Genomic DNA, 18,455 nt, shown 5'->3' with positions numbered 1-18,455 from the left:
GGTGGGAGGACCACGGCGATCCTACCCGGTGGGGCCCAGGGCTCCGCCAGTGGATTGCGCGGGCGTGCCGGGGTTGTGGAGCGGGTCTTGAGGCGGTGTGTAGTGGGCGGCGCGGACCCGGCGGAGCCAGGCCTCGACGGGGCGCGGGTTGGGCGCGGCGGGCAGCACGCCGGGGCCGGCGAGGCGGTCGGCAGCGTCGGCCAGCAGGCCCTCCGCGAGGGTGGGGTGGTCGGCGATGCGTTCGCCCAGTTCGCGGATGCGTTCGGGGTCGGGCAGCCGGATCGGGTTGCGGCCGGTCTCGTGCAGGCGGACGGCCTGCTCGACCAGCCGGACCAGGTGCCGGGCGTGCTTGGCGGCCCGGCGGCGGGTGGCCGGGTCGGTGGTGTCGCGGGTCAGCAGCTTGCGGAACTGCTGGTCGGCGTAGCCGAGGTAGGCCTTCCGTACGGCCGGTGCGCTGAGGAAGGCCGTGCGCAGGCCGACCAGTTCGTCGCCGAGCGGGGTGCGGACCTCATAGAGCCCGTCCGGCAGCCAGACCAGCTCGGAGGCGGTCGGGTTGCAGCCCAGCGCCAGCCGGCACCACTTGGCGGCCTCGTGCAGGGTGAGGTCCGGCGCGGTGGTCACCTGGGACTCGGCCGGGCGGTGCAGGCCGTGCAACTCCTCGGTGGGGGTGGCGAACAGGCCCAGCCGGTCGAGGTCGGAGCCGGCGTGGGCGAAGCCGTACGCGGTGGAGCCGACGATGCCGGAGAGCAGCACCGTGCCGGGGACGGACGGAGGGACGGGAGCAGCGGGAACGGCGGACATCGGCGGACTCCTCTCGTACGGACGGGCGGGCACCGCATCCTCGTCCGGGCATCCTCGCCGGAGCGGGCCGCGCCGGGCGAGCGAATTCCGCTCCGGCGCCGGCCCGGCCGCCGATACCGGGCCCCGAGGATCGCGGCCCCGCGGGCGGCCGCGGCGGGTGTCCCCGGCCGGGCCGCCGGGTAGCGTACGGGCCATGTCGACCACCCCGACCGATGAGGTCCTGATCGTCACCGGCGCGAGTCGCGGCATCGGTGCCGCCACCGCCCTGCTGGCCGCCCGCCGCGGCTACCGGGTCTGCGTCAACTACCGTACGGACGAGGCCAACGCGGCCGCCGTCGTGGAGAAGATCCGGGCCGACGGCGGCACCGCCCTCGCGGTCCGCGCCGATGTCAGCCGCACCGCCGGGGTGGAGCGGCTGTTCACCACCGTGGACGCCGAACTCGGCCCGCTCACCGGGCTGGTGAACAACGCCGGCACGCTGGAGCAGCAGTGCCGGCTGGAGGAGATCGACGAGGACCGGCTGAACCGGATCTGGGCCGCCAACATCACCGGCCCGTTCCTCTGCGCGGCCCAGGCCGTCCGCCGGATGTCCACCCGGCACGGCGGGCGCGGCGGCGCCATCGTCAACGTCGGCTCGGCGGCCTCCCGGATCGGCTCGCCGAACGAGTACGTCGACTACGCGGCCGCCAAGGGCGCGGTGGACTCGATGACCCGCGGCCTCGCCCTGGAGGTCGCCGCCGAGGGCATCCGGGTCAACACGGTGCGACCGGGGCTGATCCACACCGGCATCCACGCGCTCGGCGGCGAGCCCGGCCGGGTCGACCGGGTCGCGCCCAACCTGCCGATGCGCCGCGGCGGGCAGCCGGAGGAGGTCGCCGAGGCGGTCCTCTTCCTGCTCTCCCCGGCGGCCTCGTACACCACGGGGGCGTTCCTGGAGGTCTCGGGCGGGCGCTGAACAGCCCGGTTCCGTACCGGAGGGGGCCGGTTTCGGCCAGCGTCGTCCCGCCACCGAGCGGCCCCCTCCGGTTTCCTTCCGCCCGTTCGCCCCCGCCCGTACGGTGGTGGCCATGACCGACGCCTTCATCGACATCCCCGGTGTGCGCAACTTCCGTGACGCGGGCGGGATCGGCGCCCTCCGCCGGGGCGTGCTGTACCGCTCCGGGTCCTTCCACACCCTCACCGAGGAGGGCGCCCGGCGGCTCAAGGCGCTCGGCCTGCGGACGGTGTTCGACCTGCGCAGCGCGTTCGAGCTGCGGACCTGGCCGGACCAGCGGCACGGCCTCGACCACGAGTCCCTCAACCTGCCGACCCTGCCCGCCGACCGCAAGGACGTCGACCGGCCCTGGCCCGAGGACCAGGCGGCCCTCTACCCCTTCATGGCCGAGACGGCCGGCCCCTCGCTGGCCGCCGTGGTCCGCCGCCTCGCCGCGCCGGACTCACTGGCCGCCGTCGTCCACTGCGCCGTCGGCAAGGACCGCACCGGCCTGACCATCGCCGTCCTCCAGTCCCTGCTGGGCGCCTCCGAGGCCGAGATCACCACCGACTTCCTGCGCTCCAACGTCGGCCTCGGCCTCGACAAGGGCCCCACCCCGTACGTCGACGAGACCGGCACCGAGCGGATCTCCCGCCCGGTCGACGCCGGGCACCTCGCCTCCTCGCTGGCCTGGATCCACGACCACCACGGCACCGTCCCCGACTACCTGCGCCACCACGGCACGACGGACGCCGAACTCGACGCCGTCCGCGCCAAGCTCTCGGACTGACCGGCCGTCAGCCCTCCCGGCGCTCGAAGCGCCACCACTGCGCCGGGGTGTCGGCGTCCTCCCGCTGGTGGACGTCGGCCTCCGGGGTGTCGCCCGCCGTCAGGGGCTTGCCGCTGATGAAGCTGGTCACCGTGTAGGTGCCCGGGGCGTCGACGTGGGCCTCCAGCAGCCACTCCTGGGCGCCGAAGGCGTTGGCCGACCACTGCTGGATCCGGACGCCGTCCTCCGTCGAGGCGCCGGCGACGTCCAGGCGCTTCCCGCTGCCGACGTTCTCGATGTGGAACAGCGCGCCGCCCGGGTGGACGGCGGTGAGGCGCCAGAGCCGGGCGTCGCTGCCGTCGTCCGCGCCGAGGACGATCCGGGCGCCGCTGCGCCGGGAGCCGTCGGCGACCCGCAGCAGCAGGCCGCTGCCGACGTTGCGGACGAGGTAGCTGCCGTCGGTGATCGCGGAGTCTGTCACGACCGCAGTCTGCCACCGGGCACCGACAGGCCGTCCCGCACCGCCGTACGGGCCGCCGTACGGGCCGCCGTGCGGGCCGCCGTGCGGGCCGCCGGCCGAGGGCTCCGAGCCGGGGGCGCGGAGGAGTTTCCGCCGGACCGGCCCCGCCCCCTATGCTGCGGCGAATGTCCACCGAGCAGATACCGTCGCACCGTCAACAGCCCACCTTCTCCGAAGCCGTGGCCGCCCTGGAGGCCGTGGTCGCGGCCGGGGACGACGAGCGGTTCGGGCCCGCCCTCGGCCTGGTCGGCGGGCTGTTCGGCGCGGCCGACCCGGCGGAGCGGGTGGCGGCCGGTCCCCGGCTGGCCGCGCTGCTGCCGGACGCCCCGCCCTTCCCCCGCGCGCACCTGGCCATGGTGGTGGGCGCCTGCGTGGAGCACGGCGCCGACCCGGTGGCCTGCTCCGGCCCGGTGCTGGCCGGTCTGCGCGGGGCGCTGACCGGCGCGCAGCTGCTGGTCCGGCGCTGGGTCTCCACCGGCGGCGGCCCGCTGCCCAGCGCGGAGGAGGACGATCCGGCCGAGGCGCACGAGCGGATCGCCGACCCGGCGCACCTGGACGAGTGGCACGCGCACCTGGCCGTGGTCGCCTGGTGGACGCTGCACCTGTGGCAGCAGGCGGCCTGGGCGGTGTACGCGCACGCGGAGGTCCGGGCCGAGGCCCGCGCCTCGGGCGTGACCGAGGTGCTCCTGGAGCTGTTCGACCGCTACCAGGGCGAGCAGCACGACTTCAAGGGCCTGGTCCACCTGGCGCTGATGCTGGACGACGAGCCGCTGCTGGTGCTCGACCGCCCCACCGGCACCGGCTACCTGCTGCGGATGAGCGGCCTGAGCGACACCTTCCAGCTGCACACCCTGCTCGCCGACGTGCTGATCGGCGGCGGCCACCTGCCCGGCACCCCGCAGGAGCGGGAGGTGGTGGCGCTGGCCCGGACGGCGTTCCTGGACGGCCGCCGGGTGATCGCCACCGGTGCCTTCAACCTGGTCGCGCCGGACGGCTCCTGGATCTGGAACGAGGGGACGCCGGGCGATATCCCGGTGGTGGACGGCGTGCGCACCCTGGTGCTGGAGCCGCTGCCGTACGAGCGCAGCTGGTCGGCCGGGCGGTTCATCCAGGAGGTTCCGGGCGACCTGCGGCTGGAGCGGGTGCTCGACCCGGTGGAGGCCGCCCGCCGGCTGGCCGCCACGGTGCCGGGGCAGACGCCCGCCGAGGCGTTCCGGTAGCCCGGGGCGCTCCGCCGAAGCCCGTTCCGGGAGGCCCCGACGGCCCCGCCCGTTCACCGGGTTAGGGTCGGAAGCCGACACAGCCCCCTACGAGTGGAGTCGACGATGGCGAAGGTCCCGAACGTGATCGCGGCCGCCGCGCCCGCCGCGCTGACCGCGGCGAGCGGTCTGGTCGGCGGTTACGGCGTCGCCCGCTGGAGCGGCCGGCGCGAACTGGGCGGCGCGGTGCTGGCGGTGGCCGGCGCCGGGGCGGCCGCGCAGTGGCGCCGGAGCTCGGGCACGGGCACCGCGGCGGCGCTGACCGGCCTGTACGTGGCGGCCTTCGGCGGCTCGCACCCGCTGGCGAAGAAGATCGGCGCCTGGCCGTCCGTGTTCGCGGTGACCGGCGTGGTCGCGGCGGCCTCCACGGCCGCGACGGCGCTCTCCGCCCGCAAGCGCTAGCCGGCCCTCACCGGACCGCGCGCTCCGCACCGAACCGGGCCTCGAAGGCGGCCCGGTTCGCCGAGACCGGCGCGCGGTCCCAGACCGCGAACACCACCCGGTCGAAGGCCGCCCCGTACCGGGCCAGCGCCCCCTCGAAGGCCTCGGCGACCTGCGCCGGGTCGTTGCCGAACACCCCGCAGCCCCAGGCGCCGAGCACCAGCGTGCGCAGCTCGTGCCGGGCGGCCGCGGCGAGCACGCGCACGGCCCGCTCGGCGAGCACGCCGCGGACGTCCGTACCGGGTGAACGCCGTTCCAGCTGACCGGCGTTGGGCGCGGGCGAGGTCAGGAAGGAGACCGGGTACGGCCGCGCCAGCAGCTCGCCGCGCCCGTCCCGGATCACCGGCACCGCCGGCGAGACGATCACCCGGTGGCTGTACCGGAGGTCGGTGGAGGCCCGGTGCGCCTCGTAGTAGTCCGGTGCCTCCAGCAGGCAGCTGTACAGCAGCGCGCTGCGGCACAGGTCTTCCTCCTGGGCGCGGGCGCCGCGCAGGTAGCCGCCGCCGGGGTTGCGCGCGGAGGCGAAGTTCAGCACCCCGACCGGCCCCGCCCCGGCGTCGACCAGCCGGCGGGCGGCCTGGACGCTCCCCTCGGCCGTGACCTCGATCCGCCCGGCCGCCGGCCCCGGCCCGCGGCCGCCCTCCGCCAGCAGCGCGTCCAGCCGCTCCGGCGCGTACGACACCGTGCCGGCCTTCGCCGCCGCCAACTCCTCCCCCACCCGCACGAGTTCACCCCCGGCCGTCCGGTAGCTCCCGCGCTCGGCGATCTCCTCGTTCACCCGTGCCACGTCGTGCAGTCTGCTGCTCATGGCCGCGACGCTACGGGACTACCGCGCCCGTGCGCCACAGGTTATTCTCACTTCCAGAACAACACCCCGGGGGGATGGCGGGGTGTCCGCGTGGGGGAAACGCGAAGGGCCCGCTCCAGGGGAGGAGCGGGCCCTTCGTGCGTTTCACGCGGTCGGCCCGGCCGTGTGGTCGGCCCGGCCGCACGTTCAGCCCGGCCGGCGGTCGGTCACCGCCGGTGCGGCGTCAGTTCTTCCAGCGCGGCTTGCGGTCGTCGCCGCCACCGAAGCCACCCGAACGGCCACCACGGTCGTCACGGTCACGGCCACCGCCGAAGCCGCCACGGTCACGGTTGAAGCCACCGCGGTCGGACTGCGGACGGCCACCGGAGCGGTGGTCGTCGCGGCGCGAGAACGGACGGCTGCTGCCGCCGCGCTCGTCACGGTCCCGGCCGAAGGACGGACGGTCGCCGAAGGAGCGGGCCGGACGGTCGCCGCCGCCGAAGCCACCCGAACGGCCGCCGCGGTCGTCACGGTCACGGTTGAAGCCACCGCGCTCGCGGTCGCCACCACCGAAGCCACCCGAACGGCCACCACGGTCGTCACGGTCACGACCGCCACCGAAGCCGCCACGGTCACGGTTGAAGCCACCGCGCTCGCGGTCGCCGCCACCGAAGCCACCCGAACGGCCACCACGGTCGTCACGGTCACGGCCACCGCCGAAGCCGCCACGGTCACGGTTGAAGCCACCGCGCTCGCGGTCGCCACCACCGAAGCCACCCGAACGGCCACCACGGTCATCGCGGTCACGACCGCCACCGAAGCCACCCGAACGGCCACCGCGGTCATCGCGGTCACGGCCACCGCCGAAGCCACCCGAACGGCCGCCCCGGTCGTCACGGTCACGGTCACGGCCGTAGGCCGGACGCTCGCCGCGCGCCTCGCGGTACGACGGGGCACGGTCCTCGGCCTGCGCCGCGGCGGGGGCCTCGGCGGCCGGAGCGGCCTCGGCCGACTCACCGGACTCGGCCTCGGCGGCCGGCTCCTCGTCCTCGATGCCCAGCTCGGCCCGCTCGCGCGCCGCACGGGCGGCCAGGCGGTCTGCCTCCTCGCGCAGCTCGGTGGCGCGGCGCTGCGCGCGCTCCAGCTGGCGGGTCATGTCGGCGAGCTCGCGCTCGGCGGCACCGGCGATGCCGGCGGCGCTCTCGGCCTGGACCTCGGTCAGCGAACGGGCGCCGGTGATCTTGGCGACCTCGGCGTCGAAGGCGTGGTCGAGGATGTGGCGCGAGGCGTCGACGCCCGCGTCCTCCATCAGGCGGAAGACGCCGCGGCGCTGGTGCGGCAGCACCAGGGTGACGACGGCGCCGGAGCGGCCGGCGCGCGCGGTGCGGCCCGAGCGGTGCAGGTAGTCCTTGTGGTCGCCGGCCGGGTCCACGTTCAGGACCAGGTCGATGCCGTCGACGTGGATGCCGCGGGCGGCGACGTCGGTGGCGACGACGACGTTGACGTAGCCGTCCTTGAAGTCGCCGAGGACGCGGGTACGGGCGCCCTGGGTCATACCGCCGTGCAGCGCGTCGGCCTTCACGCCGGCCTCGATCAGCTGCTCGGCGACGCGGTCGGCGCCCATCTGGGTGCGGACGAAGATGATCGTGCGGCCCTTGCGGGCGGCGATCGCGTTGGTGATCGGCGCCTTGTCCTTGGGCTTCACCACGAGGATGTGGTGGGTCATGGTGGTGACCGCGCCGGCCGACGGGTCGACCTCGTGGGTGACCGGGTTCTTCAGGTAGCGCTTGACCAGGGTGTCGATCTCGTTCTCCAGGGTGGCGGAGAACAGCAGGCGCTGGCCGCCGGCCGGCACCTGGTCGAGGATCTCGGTGACCTCGGGCAGGAAGCCCATGTCGGCCATCTGGTCGGCCTCGTCGAGCACGACGGTCCGGACGTCGGCGAGCTTGGCGCTGCCGCGGTTCAGCAGGTCGCGCAGACGGCCGGGGGTGGCGACGAGGATGTCGACGCCGCGCTCCAGCGCGTAGATCTGGTTCGACATCGAGGTGCCGCCGCAGACGACCTTGAGCTTGAGGCCGAGCACCGAGCCGAACGGCTCCAGGGCGTCGGCGACCTGCATGGCCAGCTCACGGGTCGGGACGAGGATCAGGCCGCGCGGGTGCTTGGGCTTGGTGCGCTCGCCGTCGGCCAGGCGGGTCAGCAGCGGCAGGCCGAAGCTGAGGGTCTTGCCGGAGCCGGTACGGCCACGGCCCAGCACGTCCTTGCCGGCCAGGGCGTCCGGGATGGTCGCGGCCTGGATCGGGAACGGGGTGGTCACACCGCGCTTGGCGAGGGCACGCACGACGTCGTCGTGCAGGCCCAGGTCGCCGAAGGTGATGGTGGGCTCGGCGGCCGCCTCCTCGGTGGCCTCCACGGTCTCCACGGCCTCGGCGATCACCTCGTCCGCGGCGGTGTCGTTGATGTCGTTGGTGTCGGTGACATCGGCGGCGGCCTCGTTCGCGGGCATGGCGAAGCGGGCGTCGTCAACGAGAGACATGCAAAACCTTCCGGAAGTGGCACGCGCCAAAGTCCGGGGTTCTGTTTCACAACCGCCTCTATGCGGTCAGCCACGGATCGCCGGAACGCGCCAAGGGCGCCAGATGGGAATAGGGCGCCAGTCAAATGGATCAAACGAACGATCTACCACCATAGACGAACCTGGGGATCAGAGGCAAACCCCCTGCTCAATCACCTAATGCGCGACCACCCGCGGGCTCGGGGCCGAGGAACCGGAGCTGCCGGAGGACGGGTCCGGGGCCGGCGGGACGGTCGCGGCGGGCGAGCTGTGCTCGGGCGCCGGAGTGCCGGACGGGTGGCTGCTCGGGGTGGACGAGGGCGTCCCGGCCGAGCCGCCGCCGGAGCGGCCCTCCCCGGTGCCGCCCGCCCCGCCGGTACCGCCGGAGCCCGCCGTACCGCCCGACCCGCCCGGGCCACCGCCCGGGTGCGGCACGGGACTTGTGTTCGCACCGCCCGCCGAACCGCCGCCCGGACCGCCGTCGGGAGCGCCCGACCCCGGCACCGGGACCACCCCGGCCACCGCGCCGTTCGCCCCCTGGGCCGCCTCGCCGGGCGCCGTCACGGTGGCCCCGTTCGCCCCGCCCTCGCCCTGGAGGCCCCCCGGCCGCTCCGGATGGCCCGAGGCCCCGCCCGGGTGCCCGGCCCCCGGCGAGGCCGAGGGCCCGCCCGTCGCCCCCGGCCGGGCCGCCGGACCGGCCTGCCCGACCGGCGCCACGCCGTGCTTCTCCTCCGCCGCCGGGCCGACGGACATGCACCCGGTCAGCCCGAGCCCGGTCACCGTCAGCAGCGCCGCCGCCCGTACCGCGCGCGAGCGCGGGAGCGCCGCCGCCCGCCCCGGAGCCGTACGCGCCGCGGCCAGCCGCACCCGCACCGCCCGTACCGCCCGCACCGTCCGTGCCGCCCGTACCGAAGCCACTGAGGTCCCTCTCTACCGCCCCACCCGGGCCGCCCACTCGCGCGCGGCCGCTTTTGGTGCCCAACGCGCGCCCGGCCCGGCGGGACACGGGCAGCGCCCAAGCTCGCCCGGGCCGGGAGGGCGCACCGGCCCCTCCCGAGGGCTTCCGGCGCCCCGCTCAGCCCCAGAGGGCCGAGGCCAGCTCCGCGCCCGCGTAGACCGCGGCCAGCCCGGCCGCCACGCTGCCGGCCGCGTTGGCCAGCGCGTACCGTCCGGCCCCGGTCTCGGCCAGCCGCAGGGTCTCGTACGAGAAGGTCGAGTAGGTGGTCAGCGCCCCGCAGAGCCCCGTCCCCAGCAGCAGCTGGACCTGCGAGGAGGCCGCGCCCGCCGCCACCGCGCCGGTCACCAGCCCGAGGACCAGGCAGCCGACCACGTTCACCGTGAACGTCCCCCACGGGAACACCGAGTCGTGCCGGGACTGCACCGCCCGGTCGGTCAGGTACCGCAGCGGCGCGCCGACCACCGCGCCCGCCACCACCAGCAGCCAGTTCACTCCGCCGTCTCCCCCCGGCCCGGATCCCGGCCCGCGTCCCGGCCCGGCTCCGCCGCCGGCCCCCGGCCCGCGTAGGTCACGACCTCGCAGCGGTCCAGCAGCACCAGCCCCTCCGCCACCATCCCGTCCAGCTGAGGCAGGAACGCCCGCACCCGCTCCTCCTCGTCCACGATCACCACCGCCACCGGCAGGTCCTCGCTCAGCGACAGCAGCCGCGTGGTGTGCACCAGCGACGAGGCCCCGAACCCCTCGATCCCCCGGAACACGCTCGCCCCGGCCAGCCCGGCCGCCCGGGCCCGGTGCACGATCTCGCTGTACAGCGGGCGGTGCTGCCACCGGTCGTTCTCCCCGACCAGCACGGTCAGCCGGAGCGCCGGCCCGCTCAGCCGGCTCACCGCGCGCCCCCACCGGGCGCCGTCGCGCCCCGTTCGGCCCCGCGGCGGACGGCCCGGTGCACCAGACGCCGGGTCAGTCCGGCCGCCGCCCACACCGCGAACAGCGCGCCCGCCAGCGTCAGCCCGAGGTACGCCACGGCGGGCCCCGGCCGGCCGCCCTCCAGCAGGCGGCGGACGTCCACCGCGTACGTCGAGAAGGTGGTGAACCCGCCCAGCACCCCGGTGCCGAAGAACGGCCGCACCAGCGGATGCGCCTGGCGCCCCTCGGTGATCACCACCAGGAACACCCCGATCACCGCGCAGCCGACCACGTTGACCAGCAGCGTCGTCCACGGGAAGGCCGACGGCCCGGTCCGCCAGCCGAGCCCGGCCGCGTACCGGGCGACCGCCCCGATCGCCCCGCCCAGCGCGACCACCGCCACCGCCCGCCCCTGCCCGCGCAGCACCGGCGGCCGGGCCCGGCCGAGCCGTCCGCCGGGGGCCGGCGCCGCGCCCGACGGCAGCACCCGGGCCGGGCCGTCCGCCGCGGTGCCCCCGGGCGCGGTGCCGTCCGCGGCGTCGTCCACGGCGCCCTCCGAAGTCGTCACAGCCCCATCAAACACCGGCCCCCGCCACCTGGCACACCGTCATCCGGCACCGGACAATGATCCGGTGGAGATGACCCGGGAAGAGTTCGAATCGCTGGTCGGCGACGCCCTCGACCAGATCCCCCCGCAGCTCGCGGCCATGATGGACAACGTCGCGATCTTCGTCGAGGACGAGCCCGACCCGAGCGACCCCGAGCTGCTCGGCCTCTACGAGGGGACCCCGCTCACCGAGCGCGGCGAGTGGTACGCGGGCGTCCTGCCCGACCGCATCCTGATCTACCGCGGCCCCACCCTGCGCCACTGCGAGACCCACGAGCAGGTGGTCGAGGAGGTCCGCACCACCGTCATCCACGAGGTCGCCCACCACTTCGGCTTCGACGACCACGAACTGGACGAGCTGGGCTGGTCCTGACCCCCGCCCACGGGCCCCGCCCCCCACCCGGCCGAAACCCGTTTTGGCGATCCGCCCCGCATCCCATATGCTTCTCGACGTCCCCGAACGCTGGGAACAGCGGGACAGGCCACAAGCCCTCATCGTCTAGTGGCCCAGGACGCCGCCCTTTCAAGGCGGTAGCACGGGTTCGAATCCCGTTGGGGGCACGCAGTACCGTAGTAAAGTGCAGTGCGCAAGACCGCAAGACCCTGAGTGGTTCGCCACTTCTAGGTCCCGTGGAGCAGTTGGTTAGCTCGCCACCCTGTCAAGGTGGAGGTCGCGGGTTCAAGTCCCGTCGGGATCGCTCGTCTCGCAAGAGACGGTGCAGTACGGCCAGGTAGCTCAGTTGGTACGAGCGTCCGCCTGAAAAGCGGAAGGTCGCCGGTTCGACCCCGGCCCTGGCCACAACCCGGAAGCCCCCGTAGCGAATTCGCTACGGGGGCTTCGCCGTTCTCCCGCCCCGCCGGCCGACTAGGCGAAGACCTCGATCGCGCACCTGGCCGCGCCGCTGCGTCGGATGCGGGCGTCGCTGGTGACCAGGGGGACGGCGAGGGTCTCGGCGAGTGCCACGTACTGGGCGTCGTAGGCGCTGATGTCGTGGTGGAGCTCCCGGACCCGCTGCCAGAGGACCAGCGTCTCGTGCTTGGTGACGGCGAGCGCCTGGTAGTCGGCGATCGCCTTCTCCGCCTCCTTCGCCGTGAGCTTCCCGCCCCGGACCATGCCGAACAGGGCCGAGACGAGCTCGTAGTCGAGCAGGCCCGGGGCGGCGAGCACATCCAGGTCGCGGAGCCGGGCGCGGACGGCGCGGCCGGCCGGGCCGTGGTCGGCGAGTGCCCGGACCAGGGCCGAGCAGTCCACGACGACGGTGGAGGTCACCGGGGCTCCCGGCCCTCGTCGATCGCCGAGAGGATGTCGGCGGTGCTGATCTCGGTCCGGGCCTCCCGGTCGAGCCTGGTCATCATCTCGGCGAGCGACGGGGTGGCCGCCTCGCGGGTGACGAGGTCGAGCAGGTAGGCCTGGAGGCTCTTTCCGGCCTGCGCGGCCTTCAGCTTGAGGGCGTCCAGGACCGGGTCCGGGACTTCGCGGATGGTGATGGCTGTCATGCCTGCATTTTAGCTGCACCAGCTGCATATTGCTGGCACTTCCGGGTGGGCGACCGGTTCCCCCTGGAGGGGGAGGGGGTACCGCCCGCGGGACGATCCGGCGGGGTGGGGCGGCGCGGGACCGTGGACGGCATGGAGACGACACGGGACACGGGGTGGAACCGGGTGGCGCGGGGCGCCGGGTACGCGGCGGCGGGGTGGGCGGTGGCCTTCGCGCTGGTGCACGTGTACTGGCTGGCGGACGGGCGGCTGGGGCTGCCGGACGGGCTGTCGGTGTGGAGCAGCACGCCGCTGCTGGTGATCGACGTGATCGCGATCCCGCTGTGCGCGGTGGCCGCGGCGGTGGCGCTGGCGCCGGTGCGGCGGTGGGGTGCCCGGGTGCCGGCCCGGCTGCTGGGCTTCGCGCTGTGGGGCACCACCGCGCTGCTGGTGCTGCACGCCGCGCCGTCGGTGCCGGACTGGATCGCGCTGGCCACCGGCGGCCGGTCGGGGGCCGAGCTGGACGCGATGGCCCGGTTCGCGACCTTCGGCTACGAGCCGTTCTTCCTGGCGGGCGGCCTGCTGTTCGCGGTCGTCTCGGCCGCCCGGCTCACCGTCCGCCGGGCGGCGGCACGGTGAGCCGGGCGGTGGGGCCGGGCGGCGTTGACCGTGTTCCTGGCGCCTGAGTAGGGTCGCGGACGGCGGGCTCGGTTCCGTCGAGCCCGCCATCCGGCCCGGTCAGGTGGTCAGGAGGTCCGGAGCCAGCTGTCGGTGCTGCTCACCACCGAGCCGTCCGCCGCGTACTGGGTGATCTTCGCGGCGTCGGTGCCCGGCTTCGCCACCACGCCGTAGTAGCGGAACGGGGAGTCCCCGACGGCGACCGGCACCGCCTCGGTGGTGCCGCCGGTCTTCCAGTCGACCGCGACCTTCGCGACCTCGGCCCGGACCCCTTCGATCACCACCGGCGGGATGCCCGTCGCGTGCTTGAGGCCGAGCGACGCGCCGCCGACCGCGGCCGGGTACCCGCCCGGGGAGGAGACCGCGTGCACGGAGTCGTCGGCCTGCCGCTTGCCGTCCACCGTGTAGTAGTAGTTCACCTCGTCGATGCCCGCGTCCCAGTTGCTGTCGACGTCGCTCTGCCTGACCGGCTTCACGTCCGGGTTGACGGCGTACCGCTCCGCCCGGATCAGCTGCGCCTGCTTGAGGGCGCCCTCCTTCGTGGGGGAGGTCGGCCACAGCGCCACCCAGGCCTCCCAGGCGTGGCCGTTCGCGGTGCCCTCGCCGACCTTGACCCGGGTGGGGTTGAACGGGTCCCGGGCGCCGGGCGCCTTCGGGGTGGCCGTGCCGCCCGCGGAGCCGGGGACGGCCACGTCGGTGGCCGAGGCCGCGACCACGGTCGAGACGGCCTGCCGGCCGCGCTCGCCGAGCACCGCCGTCCCCCCGGCGATCCCGGCGACCAGCGCCGCCGCCACCCCGGCGGTCAGCAGCCGCCGGCGCCGCAGCCGCCGCCGGCCCCCGGCGACCAGCCGGTCGTACGGGACCGTCCCGGTCTCGACGCTGCCGGCCAGTTCGCCCAGGGCCCGTACGGTGGCCGGCTCGTCGCCGCCCGCCTCGTCCCCGGGCAGGTACTGGTTGCTCATCTTGCCCCTCCGATGCTCGTCAGTCCGATGAGTGAGGAGGCCCCGCGGAGTTTGGCCAGCCCTCGGGCCGCCTGGCTCTTCACCGTCCCGACCGAGCAGCCCATGGCCTCCGCGGTCTGGGTCTCGCTGAGGTCCTCCCAGTAGCGCAGCACCACGGCCTGGCGCTGCCGCGGCGGCAGGGTGCCGAGCGCGGCGAGCAGCACGGCCCGGTCGTCCGGGTCGGTGCCGGCCGGCGCGGGCCGGTCCGGGAACTCGGTGACCGGGTACTCGACCAGCCGCCGCCGGAACCGCCGGGCGTGCTCGTTGATCACGATCCGGCGCACGTAGGCGTACGGATCGTCCGCGGCGCGCACCCTGTTCCAGGCCGCGTACGCCCGTTCCAGCGCCTGCTGGACCAGGTCCTCGGCGCCGTGCCGGTCCCCCGCGAGCAGGTACGCCGTCCTGAGCAGCCGTGACCAGGCGCTGCCGACGAACGTCCGGAACTCCTCGTCCCGGGCGGTCTTGTGGGCTCCCATGAGCACCTCCTCAACCCCCCAGAGCCCGGGACGGCCGTGGACCGTTGCCCGGCGTTCGCGATTCGCCGCTCACGGCTGTGACACTGGAGGGGCTCGAAAACCGAGGTGCGCTCCGCCGTGCCTCCTTGCGAACCTAGAGGGATGCCCGCAGTGAGTTCTCCCGCAGTCCAGTCCGCCACCGTACCCGCCGAGGGCGGCCCCGGAATCGGCGAGCTGGCCGCCCGTCTGCCCGAGCTGACCCTGCGCGACCAGGTGCGGATCGGGCGCCGGCTGGAGGGGGCCCGTCGGGTCCGCAAGCCCGAGGCCCGGCAGAAGGTCGCCGCCGAGATCGCCGCCGACATCGACCGCGCCGAGCTGGTCGTCGAGCGCCGCCGGAAGGCCGTGCCGGAGATCGGCTATCCCGCCGAGCTCCCGGTCAGCCAGAAGAAGGACGAGATCCTGGCGGCGATCCGGGACCACCAGGTGGTGATCGTCGCGGGCGAGACCGGCTCCGGCAAGACCACCCAGATCCCGAAGATCTGCCTGGAGCTGGGCCGCGGCGTGCGCGGCCTGGTCGGCCACACCCAGCCGCGCCGGATCGCCGCCCGCACGGTGGCGGAGCGGGTCGCGGAGGAGCTGGACAGCCCGCTCGGCGAGGCGGTCGGCTGGAAGGTCCGGTTCACCGACCAGGTCGGCCAGGACACCCTGGTCAAGCTGATGACGGACGGCATCCTGCTCGCGGAGATCCAGACCGACCGCGACCTGCACCAGTACGACACCCTGATCATCGACGAGGCGCACGAGCGCAGCCTCAACATCGACTTCATCCTCGGCTACGTCAAGCAGCTGCTCCCCCGCCGCCCGGACCTCAAGGTCGTGATCACCTCCGCGACCATCGACCCGGAGCGCTTCGCCCGCCACTTCGGCGACGCCCCGATCGTCGAGGTCTCCGGGCGCACCTACCCGGTGGAGGTCCGCTACCGGCCGCTCGCCGAGGACGGGGACGACGAGGCGGACGAGGTCGACCGCGACCGGGACCGGGACCAGGTCCAGGCGATCTGCGAGGCCGCCGAGGAGCTCCAGGCCGAGGGCCCGGGCGACATCCTGGTCTTCCTCTCCGGCGAGCGCGAGATCCGCGACACCGCGGACGCCCTCGACAAGCTGAAGCTGAAGAACACCGAGGTCCTGCCGCTGTACGCCCGGCTCAGCTCGGCCGAGCAGCACAGGGTCTTCCAGCGCTCGCGCAGCCGCCGGATCGTGCTGGCCACCAACGTCGCCGAGACCTCGCTGACCGTCCCCGGCATCAAGTACGTGATCGACCCGGGCACCGCCCGGATCTCCCGCTACAGCCACCGCACCAAGGTGCAGCGGCTGCCGATCGAGGCGATCAGCCAGGCCAGCGCCAACCAGCGCAAGGGCCGCTGCGGCCGCACCTCGGACGGCATCTGCATCCGGCTCTACTCGGAGGAGGACTTCCTCTCCCGCCCCGAGTTCACCGACGCCGAGATCCTGCGCACCAACCTGGCCTCGGTGATCCTCCAGATGACCGCGGCCGGCCTCGGCGACATCGCCGCCTTCCCGTTCCTGGACCCGCCGGACTCGCGCAACATCAAGGACGGCGTCCACCTGCTGCACGAGCTGGGCGCGCTGGACCCGGACGAGAAGGACCCGCGCAAGCGCCTGACCGCGCTCGGCCGCAAGCTCGCCCAGCTCCCGGTGGACCCGCGGATGGCCCGCATGGTGCTGGAGGCGGACCGCAACGGCTGCGTCCGCGACGTCATGGTGATCGCCGCCGCGCTCTCCATCCAGGACCCGCGCGAGCGCCCGGCCGAGAAGCGCCAGGCCGCCGACGAGCGGCACAAGCGGTTCAACTCGGAGACCTCCGACTTCCTCTCCTACCTGGCGATGTGGCGCTACGTCCGGGAGCAGCAGCGGGAGCTCTCCTCCTCGGCGTTCCGCCGGATGTGCAAGTCGGAGTTCCTCAACTACCTGCGGATACGGGAGTGGCAGGACATCTACGTCCAGCTGCGCACCGTCGCCAAGCAGTTGGGCGTCACGATCGAGGAGCCGCACGAGGACGCCGAGCCGGACGCCGACCGGATCCACCAGTCGCTGCTGGCCGGCCTGCTCTCCCACATCGGCCTGTTCGACGTGGAGAAGCGCGAGTACGGCGGCGCGCGCGGCGCCCGCTTCGCGGTCTTCCCGGGCTCCGGCCTGTTCAAGAAGCCGCCGCGCTGGGTGATGTCGGCCGAGCTGGTGGAGACCTCCCGGCTCTGGGCGCGGATCAACGCGAAGATCGAGCCGGAGTGGGTCGAGCCGCTGGCCGGCCACCTGATCAAGCGGAGCTACAGCGAGCCGCACTGGGAGAAGAAGGCCGGCGCCGTCATGGCGTACGAGAAGGTGACCCTCTACGGGATGCCGGTCGTCGCCCAGCGCAAGGTCAACTACGGGCGGATCGACCCGGAGCTCTGCCGCGAGCTGTTCATCCGCAACGCGCTGGTCGAGGGCGACTGGGAGACCCACCACCGGTTCTTCGCGGAGAACCGCAAGCTGCTCGGCGAGGTCGAGGAGCTGGAGAACCGGGCCCGCCGCCGGGACATCATGGTCGACGACCAGACCCTGTTCGAGTTCTACGACGCCCGGCTGCCCGAGGAGGTCGTCTCCACCCGGCACTTCGACTCCTGGTGGAAGAAGGCCCGGCACGAGCAGCCGGACCTGCTGAACTTCGAGAAGTCGATGCTGATCAACGACGCCGCGGGCGGCGTCACCGAGGCCGACTACCCGGACCACTGGCAGCAGGGCAAGCTCCGCTTCAAGCTGACCTACCAGTTCGAGCCGGGCAGCGACGCGGACGGCGTGACGGTGCACATCCCGCTGCCGGTGCTCAACCAGGTCACCGCGGAGGGCTTCGACTGGCAGATCCCCGGTCTGCGGGAGGAGCTGGTCACCGCGTACATCAAGTCGCTGCCGAAGGCGGTCCGCCGCAACTTCGTCCCGGCGCCGGACTTCGCCAAGGCGGCGCTGCGCGCGGTGAAGGACCGCCAGGAACCGCTCCTCCCGGCCCTGGAGCACGCCCTGAAGCGCCTGACGGCGGTCACCGTGCCCCCGGAGGCCTGGGACGACGAACGGGTCCCCGACCACCTCAAGGTGACCTTCCGGGTGGTGGACGGGCGCCGCAAGCTCGCCGAGTCCAAGGACCTGGAGGAGCTGCGGCTGAAGCTCAAGCCCAAGCTCAAGGAGACGCTCTCCTCGGCCGCCTCCGGCCAGGGCATCGAGCAGAGCGGGCTGACCGCCTGGCCGGCCTCGCTGCCGGTGCTCCAGCGCACCTTCGAGCAGCGCTCGCGCGGCCACTCGATGCGCGCCTACCCGGCACTGGTGGACGAGGGGCCGTCGGTCGGCGTCAAGCTGTTCGACACCCCGGAGGCGCAGGCCCGGTCGATGTGGGAGGGGACGCGGCGGCTGCTGACGCTGACCACCAACTCCCCGGCCAAGTCGATCCAGGGCCGGCTGGGCAACCAGGCGAAGCTGGCGCTCTCGCACAGCCCGCACGGTTCGATCACCGCCCTGTTCGAGGACGTGGTGTCGGCCGCGACGGACCGGCTGATGGCCCTGAACGGCGGCCCGGCCTGGGACGAGGCGGCCTTCGGGAAGCTGCACGACAAGGTGCGCGCGGACCTGTACGACCTGTCCGCGGACACCACCCTGAAGACGGCCACCGCGCTGATCGCCTTCCACAAGGCCTCGACCCGGCTGAAGTCGGTGAGCAGCCCGGTGCTGCTGAACGCGGTGAACGACGTCCGGCTGCACCTGGCCTCGCTGGTGCACCCGGGCTTCGTGACGGCCACCGGCTGGCAGCGGCTGCCGGACCTCAAGCGCTACCTGCTGGCGGTGGACCGCCGCCTGGAGGCGCTGCCCAACCACCCGCAGCGGGACGCCCAGCAGCTGCTGAAGGTGCAGCAGGTCCAGCAGGCGTACGGGGAGCTGCTGGCGGCGGTGCCGGCCGGGCACCAGCCGTCCGCGGAGGTGCGGGCGATCCGCTGGATGATCGAGGAGCTGCGGGTCAGTTTCTTCGCCCAGTCGCTGGGCACGCCGAGCCCGGTCTCGGAGAAGCGGATCATGAAGGCGATGGACGCGGCGCGGGCGACGCTCTGACCCGGGCGGGGGCGGGTGACCGCCCCCGCCGGTGCTGTGAGCTGCGGACGGGTGCGGGTGGGCGTTCAGGAGCCAGTTCGACCTGGGGGCCCACCATGGGCTACAGTCTGTCTTGTTC

At 74.2% G+C, this 18,455-nt stretch carries 18 protein-coding genes, 3 tRNA genes and 1 pseudogene; 10 read left to right on the top strand and 12 right to left on the bottom strand.

Going from position 1 to position 18,455, the window contains the following annotated elements:
* Positions 1–21: 21 nt before the first annotated feature.
* Positions 22–801 (bottom strand): nucleotidyltransferase domain-containing protein, encoded by a 780-nt coding sequence (locus AMK13_RS11640; RefSeq protein ID WP_074002067.1) that lies wholly within the window; start codon positions 799–801, stop codon positions 22–24.
* A gap of 193 nt (positions 802–994) precedes the next feature.
* On the opposite strand from AMK13_RS11640, the gene AMK13_RS11635 reads away from it, so the two are divergent.
* Both AMK13_RS11635 and AMK13_RS11630 read left to right on the top strand, forming a co-directional pair.
* On the top strand, positions 995–1,756 hold the full coding sequence (locus tag AMK13_RS11635) for an SDR family oxidoreductase (protein WP_074002066.1): 762 nt from the start codon (positions 995–997) through the stop codon (positions 1,754–1,756).
* A 112-nt stretch (positions 1,757–1,868) separates the two neighbouring features.
* The gene (locus AMK13_RS11630; RefSeq protein WP_074002065.1) at positions 1,869–2,564 is read left to right on the top strand and encodes a tyrosine-protein phosphatase; all 696 of its coding nucleotides are present in this window, start codon (positions 1,869–1,871) and stop codon (positions 2,562–2,564) included.
* A gap of 7 nt (positions 2,565–2,571) precedes the next feature.
* On the opposite strand, the pseudogene AMK13_RS11625 reads toward AMK13_RS11630, so the two are convergent.
* A pseudogene (locus tag AMK13_RS11625) lies at positions 2,572–3,030 on the bottom strand (RICIN domain-containing protein); the annotation flags it as partial.
* Positions 3,031–3,188: 158 nt separating this feature from the next.
* On the opposite strand from AMK13_RS11625, the gene AMK13_RS11620 reads away from it, so the two are divergent.
* Together AMK13_RS11620 and AMK13_RS11615 are read left to right on the top strand one after the other, a co-directional pair.
* Positions 3,189–4,283: a hypothetical protein gene (locus tag AMK13_RS11620; protein WP_074002184.1), complete on the top strand. Its 1,095-nt coding sequence runs from the start codon at positions 3,189–3,191 to the stop codon at positions 4,281–4,283.
* A 105-nt stretch (positions 4,284–4,388) separates the two neighbouring features.
* Positions 4,389–4,724, top strand: coding sequence for a hypothetical protein (locus tag AMK13_RS11615; protein WP_074002063.1), 336 nt, complete (start codon positions 4,389–4,391; stop codon positions 4,722–4,724).
* 7 nt (positions 4,725–4,731) lie between these two features.
* Here AMK13_RS11615 and AMK13_RS11610 read toward each other — a convergent pair whose 3' ends face one another.
* The 6 genes from AMK13_RS11610 to crcB (AMK13_RS11585) all read right to left on the bottom strand — a co-directional run bounded on the left by AMK13_RS11610 (position 4,732) and on the right by crcB (AMK13_RS11585) (position 10,452).
* Positions 4,732–5,571 (bottom strand): TIGR02452 family protein, encoded by an 840-nt coding sequence (locus tag AMK13_RS11610; RefSeq protein ID WP_049660839.1) that lies wholly within the window; start codon positions 5,569–5,571, stop codon positions 4,732–4,734.
* 223 nt (positions 5,572–5,794) lie between these two features.
* Positions 5,795–8,086 carry a DEAD/DEAH box helicase gene (locus AMK13_RS11605; RefSeq protein ID WP_380719618.1) on the bottom strand — a complete coding sequence of 764 codons (2,292 nt, stop codon included), beginning with the start codon at positions 8,084–8,086 and terminating at the stop codon, positions 5,795–5,797.
* 195 nt (positions 8,087–8,281) lie between these two features.
* Complete coding sequence (locus AMK13_RS11600) at positions 8,282–9,022, bottom strand: hypothetical protein (protein WP_143204525.1); 741 nt, start codon at positions 9,020–9,022, stop codon at positions 8,282–8,284.
* A gap of 157 nt (positions 9,023–9,179) precedes the next feature.
* Positions 9,180–9,554: a fluoride efflux transporter CrcB gene (gene crcB / locus AMK13_RS11595; RefSeq protein ID WP_074002061.1), complete on the bottom strand. Its 375-nt coding sequence runs from the start codon at positions 9,552–9,554 to the stop codon at positions 9,180–9,182.
* Complete coding sequence (locus tag AMK13_RS11590; RefSeq protein WP_074002060.1) at positions 9,551–9,949, bottom strand: DUF190 domain-containing protein; 399 nt, start codon at positions 9,947–9,949, stop codon at positions 9,551–9,553. The genes crcB (AMK13_RS11595) and AMK13_RS11590 overlap by 4 nt, the downstream gene beginning before the upstream one ends.
* On the bottom strand, positions 9,946–10,452 hold the full coding sequence (gene crcB / locus AMK13_RS11585; protein ID WP_198959337.1) for a fluoride efflux transporter CrcB: 507 nt from the start codon (positions 10,450–10,452) through the stop codon (positions 9,946–9,948). The genes AMK13_RS11590 and crcB (AMK13_RS11585) overlap by 4 nt, the downstream gene beginning before the upstream one ends.
* A gap of 154 nt (positions 10,453–10,606) precedes the next feature.
* On the opposite strand from crcB (AMK13_RS11585), the gene AMK13_RS11580 reads away from it, so the two are divergent.
* The 4 genes from AMK13_RS11580 (at position 10,607) to AMK13_RS11565 (ending at position 11,374) form a co-directional block, all read left to right on the top strand.
* Positions 10,607–10,948, top strand: coding sequence for a metallopeptidase family protein (locus AMK13_RS11580; protein WP_074002059.1), 342 nt, complete (start codon positions 10,607–10,609; stop codon positions 10,946–10,948).
* 115 nt (positions 10,949–11,063) lie between these two features.
* Positions 11,064–11,136: transfer RNA gene (locus AMK13_RS11575), tRNA-Glu, on the top strand.
* 63 nt (positions 11,137–11,199) lie between these two features.
* Positions 11,200–11,273, top strand: a tRNA-Asp gene (locus tag AMK13_RS11570).
* Positions 11,274–11,300: 27 nt separating this feature from the next.
* Positions 11,301–11,374 (top strand) — tRNA-Phe (locus AMK13_RS11565).
* A 66-nt stretch (positions 11,375–11,440) separates the two neighbouring features.
* Here AMK13_RS11565 and AMK13_RS11560 read toward each other — a convergent pair.
* Positions 11,441–11,845 (bottom strand): type II toxin-antitoxin system VapC family toxin, encoded by a 405-nt coding sequence (locus AMK13_RS11560; RefSeq protein ID WP_074002058.1) that lies wholly within the window; start codon positions 11,843–11,845, stop codon positions 11,441–11,443.
* A complete protein-coding gene (locus AMK13_RS11555; RefSeq protein WP_074002057.1) occupies positions 11,842–12,072 on the bottom strand; it encodes a FitA-like ribbon-helix-helix domain-containing protein in 231 nt (76 codons plus the stop codon). Before AMK13_RS11555 ends, AMK13_RS11560 begins: the two co-directional genes overlap by 4 nt.
* 132 nt (positions 12,073–12,204) lie before the next feature.
* On the opposite strand from AMK13_RS11555, the gene AMK13_RS11550 reads away from it, so the two are divergent.
* Positions 12,205–12,690 (top strand): DUF3995 domain-containing protein, encoded by a 486-nt coding sequence (locus AMK13_RS11550; RefSeq protein WP_074002181.1) that lies wholly within the window; start codon positions 12,205–12,207, stop codon positions 12,688–12,690.
* A 107-nt stretch (positions 12,691–12,797) separates the two neighbouring features.
* Here AMK13_RS11550 and AMK13_RS11545 read toward each other — a convergent pair whose 3' ends face one another.
* Together AMK13_RS11545 and AMK13_RS11540 are read right to left on the bottom strand one after the other, a co-directional pair.
* Positions 12,798–13,691, bottom strand: a complete 894-nt coding sequence (locus AMK13_RS11545) for a hypothetical protein (RefSeq protein ID WP_074002056.1) — start codon at positions 13,689–13,691, stop codon at positions 12,798–12,800.
* Positions 13,688–14,206: a SigE family RNA polymerase sigma factor gene (locus AMK13_RS11540; RefSeq protein WP_049654070.1), complete on the bottom strand. Its 519-nt coding sequence runs from the start codon at positions 14,204–14,206 to the stop codon at positions 13,688–13,690. Before AMK13_RS11540 ends, AMK13_RS11545 begins: the two co-directional genes overlap by 4 nt.
* A gap of 150 nt (positions 14,207–14,356) precedes the next feature.
* On the opposite strand from AMK13_RS11540, the gene hrpA reads away from it, so the two are divergent.
* Positions 14,357–18,337: an ATP-dependent RNA helicase HrpA gene (gene hrpA / locus AMK13_RS11535; RefSeq protein ID WP_380719627.1), complete on the top strand. Its 3,981-nt coding sequence runs from the start codon at positions 14,357–14,359 to the stop codon at positions 18,335–18,337.
* Positions 18,338–18,455 lie beyond the last annotated feature (118 nt).

Origin of the sequence: Streptomyces sp. CB02056, from assembly GCF_001905545.1 — a bacterium.
In the GTDB taxonomy this organism is placed as follows: Bacteria; Actinomycetota; Actinomycetes; order Streptomycetales; family Streptomycetaceae; genus Kitasatospora.
Note: the sequence above shows the minus strand (reverse complement) of the source record. Positions and strands in the feature narration are given on the sequence as shown.

Bases quoted from the DNA above. Each gene is read 5' to 3' on its own strand.
- AMK13_RS11640 (WP_074002067.1), bottom strand. From the start codon at position 801: ATGTCCGCCGTTCCCGCTGCTCCCGTCCCTCCGTCCGTCCCCGGCACG.
- AMK13_RS11635 (WP_074002066.1), top strand. From the start codon at position 995: ATGTCGACCACCCCGACCGATGAGGTCCTGATCGTCACCGGCGCGAGT.
- AMK13_RS11630 (WP_074002065.1), top strand. From the start codon at position 1,869: ATGACCGACGCCTTCATCGACATCCCCGGTGTGCGCAACTTCCGTGAC.
- AMK13_RS11620 (WP_074002184.1), top strand. From the start codon at position 3,189: ATGTCCACCGAGCAGATACCGTCGCACCGTCAACAGCCCACCTTCTCC.
- AMK13_RS11615 (WP_074002063.1), top strand. From the start codon at position 4,389: ATGGCGAAGGTCCCGAACGTGATCGCGGCCGCCGCGCCCGCCGCGCTG.
- AMK13_RS11610 (WP_049660839.1), bottom strand. From the start codon at position 5,571: ATGAGCAGCAGACTGCACGACGTGGCACGGGTGAACGAGGAGATCGCC.
- AMK13_RS11605 (WP_380719618.1), bottom strand. From the start codon at position 8,086: ATGTCTCTCGTTGACGACGCCCGCTTCGCCATGCCCGCGAACGAGGCC.
- AMK13_RS11580 (WP_074002059.1), top strand. From the start codon at position 10,607: ATGACCCGGGAAGAGTTCGAATCGCTGGTCGGCGACGCCCTCGACCAG.
- AMK13_RS11555 (WP_074002057.1), bottom strand. From the start codon at position 12,072: ATGACAGCCATCACCATCCGCGAAGTCCCGGACCCGGTCCTGGACGCC.
- AMK13_RS11550 (WP_074002181.1), top strand. From the start codon at position 12,205: ATGGAGACGACACGGGACACGGGGTGGAACCGGGTGGCGCGGGGCGCC.
- AMK13_RS11545 (WP_074002056.1), bottom strand. From the start codon at position 13,691: ATGAGCAACCAGTACCTGCCCGGGGACGAGGCGGGCGGCGACGAGCCG.
- AMK13_RS11540 (WP_049654070.1), bottom strand. From the start codon at position 14,206: ATGGGAGCCCACAAGACCGCCCGGGACGAGGAGTTCCGGACGTTCGTC.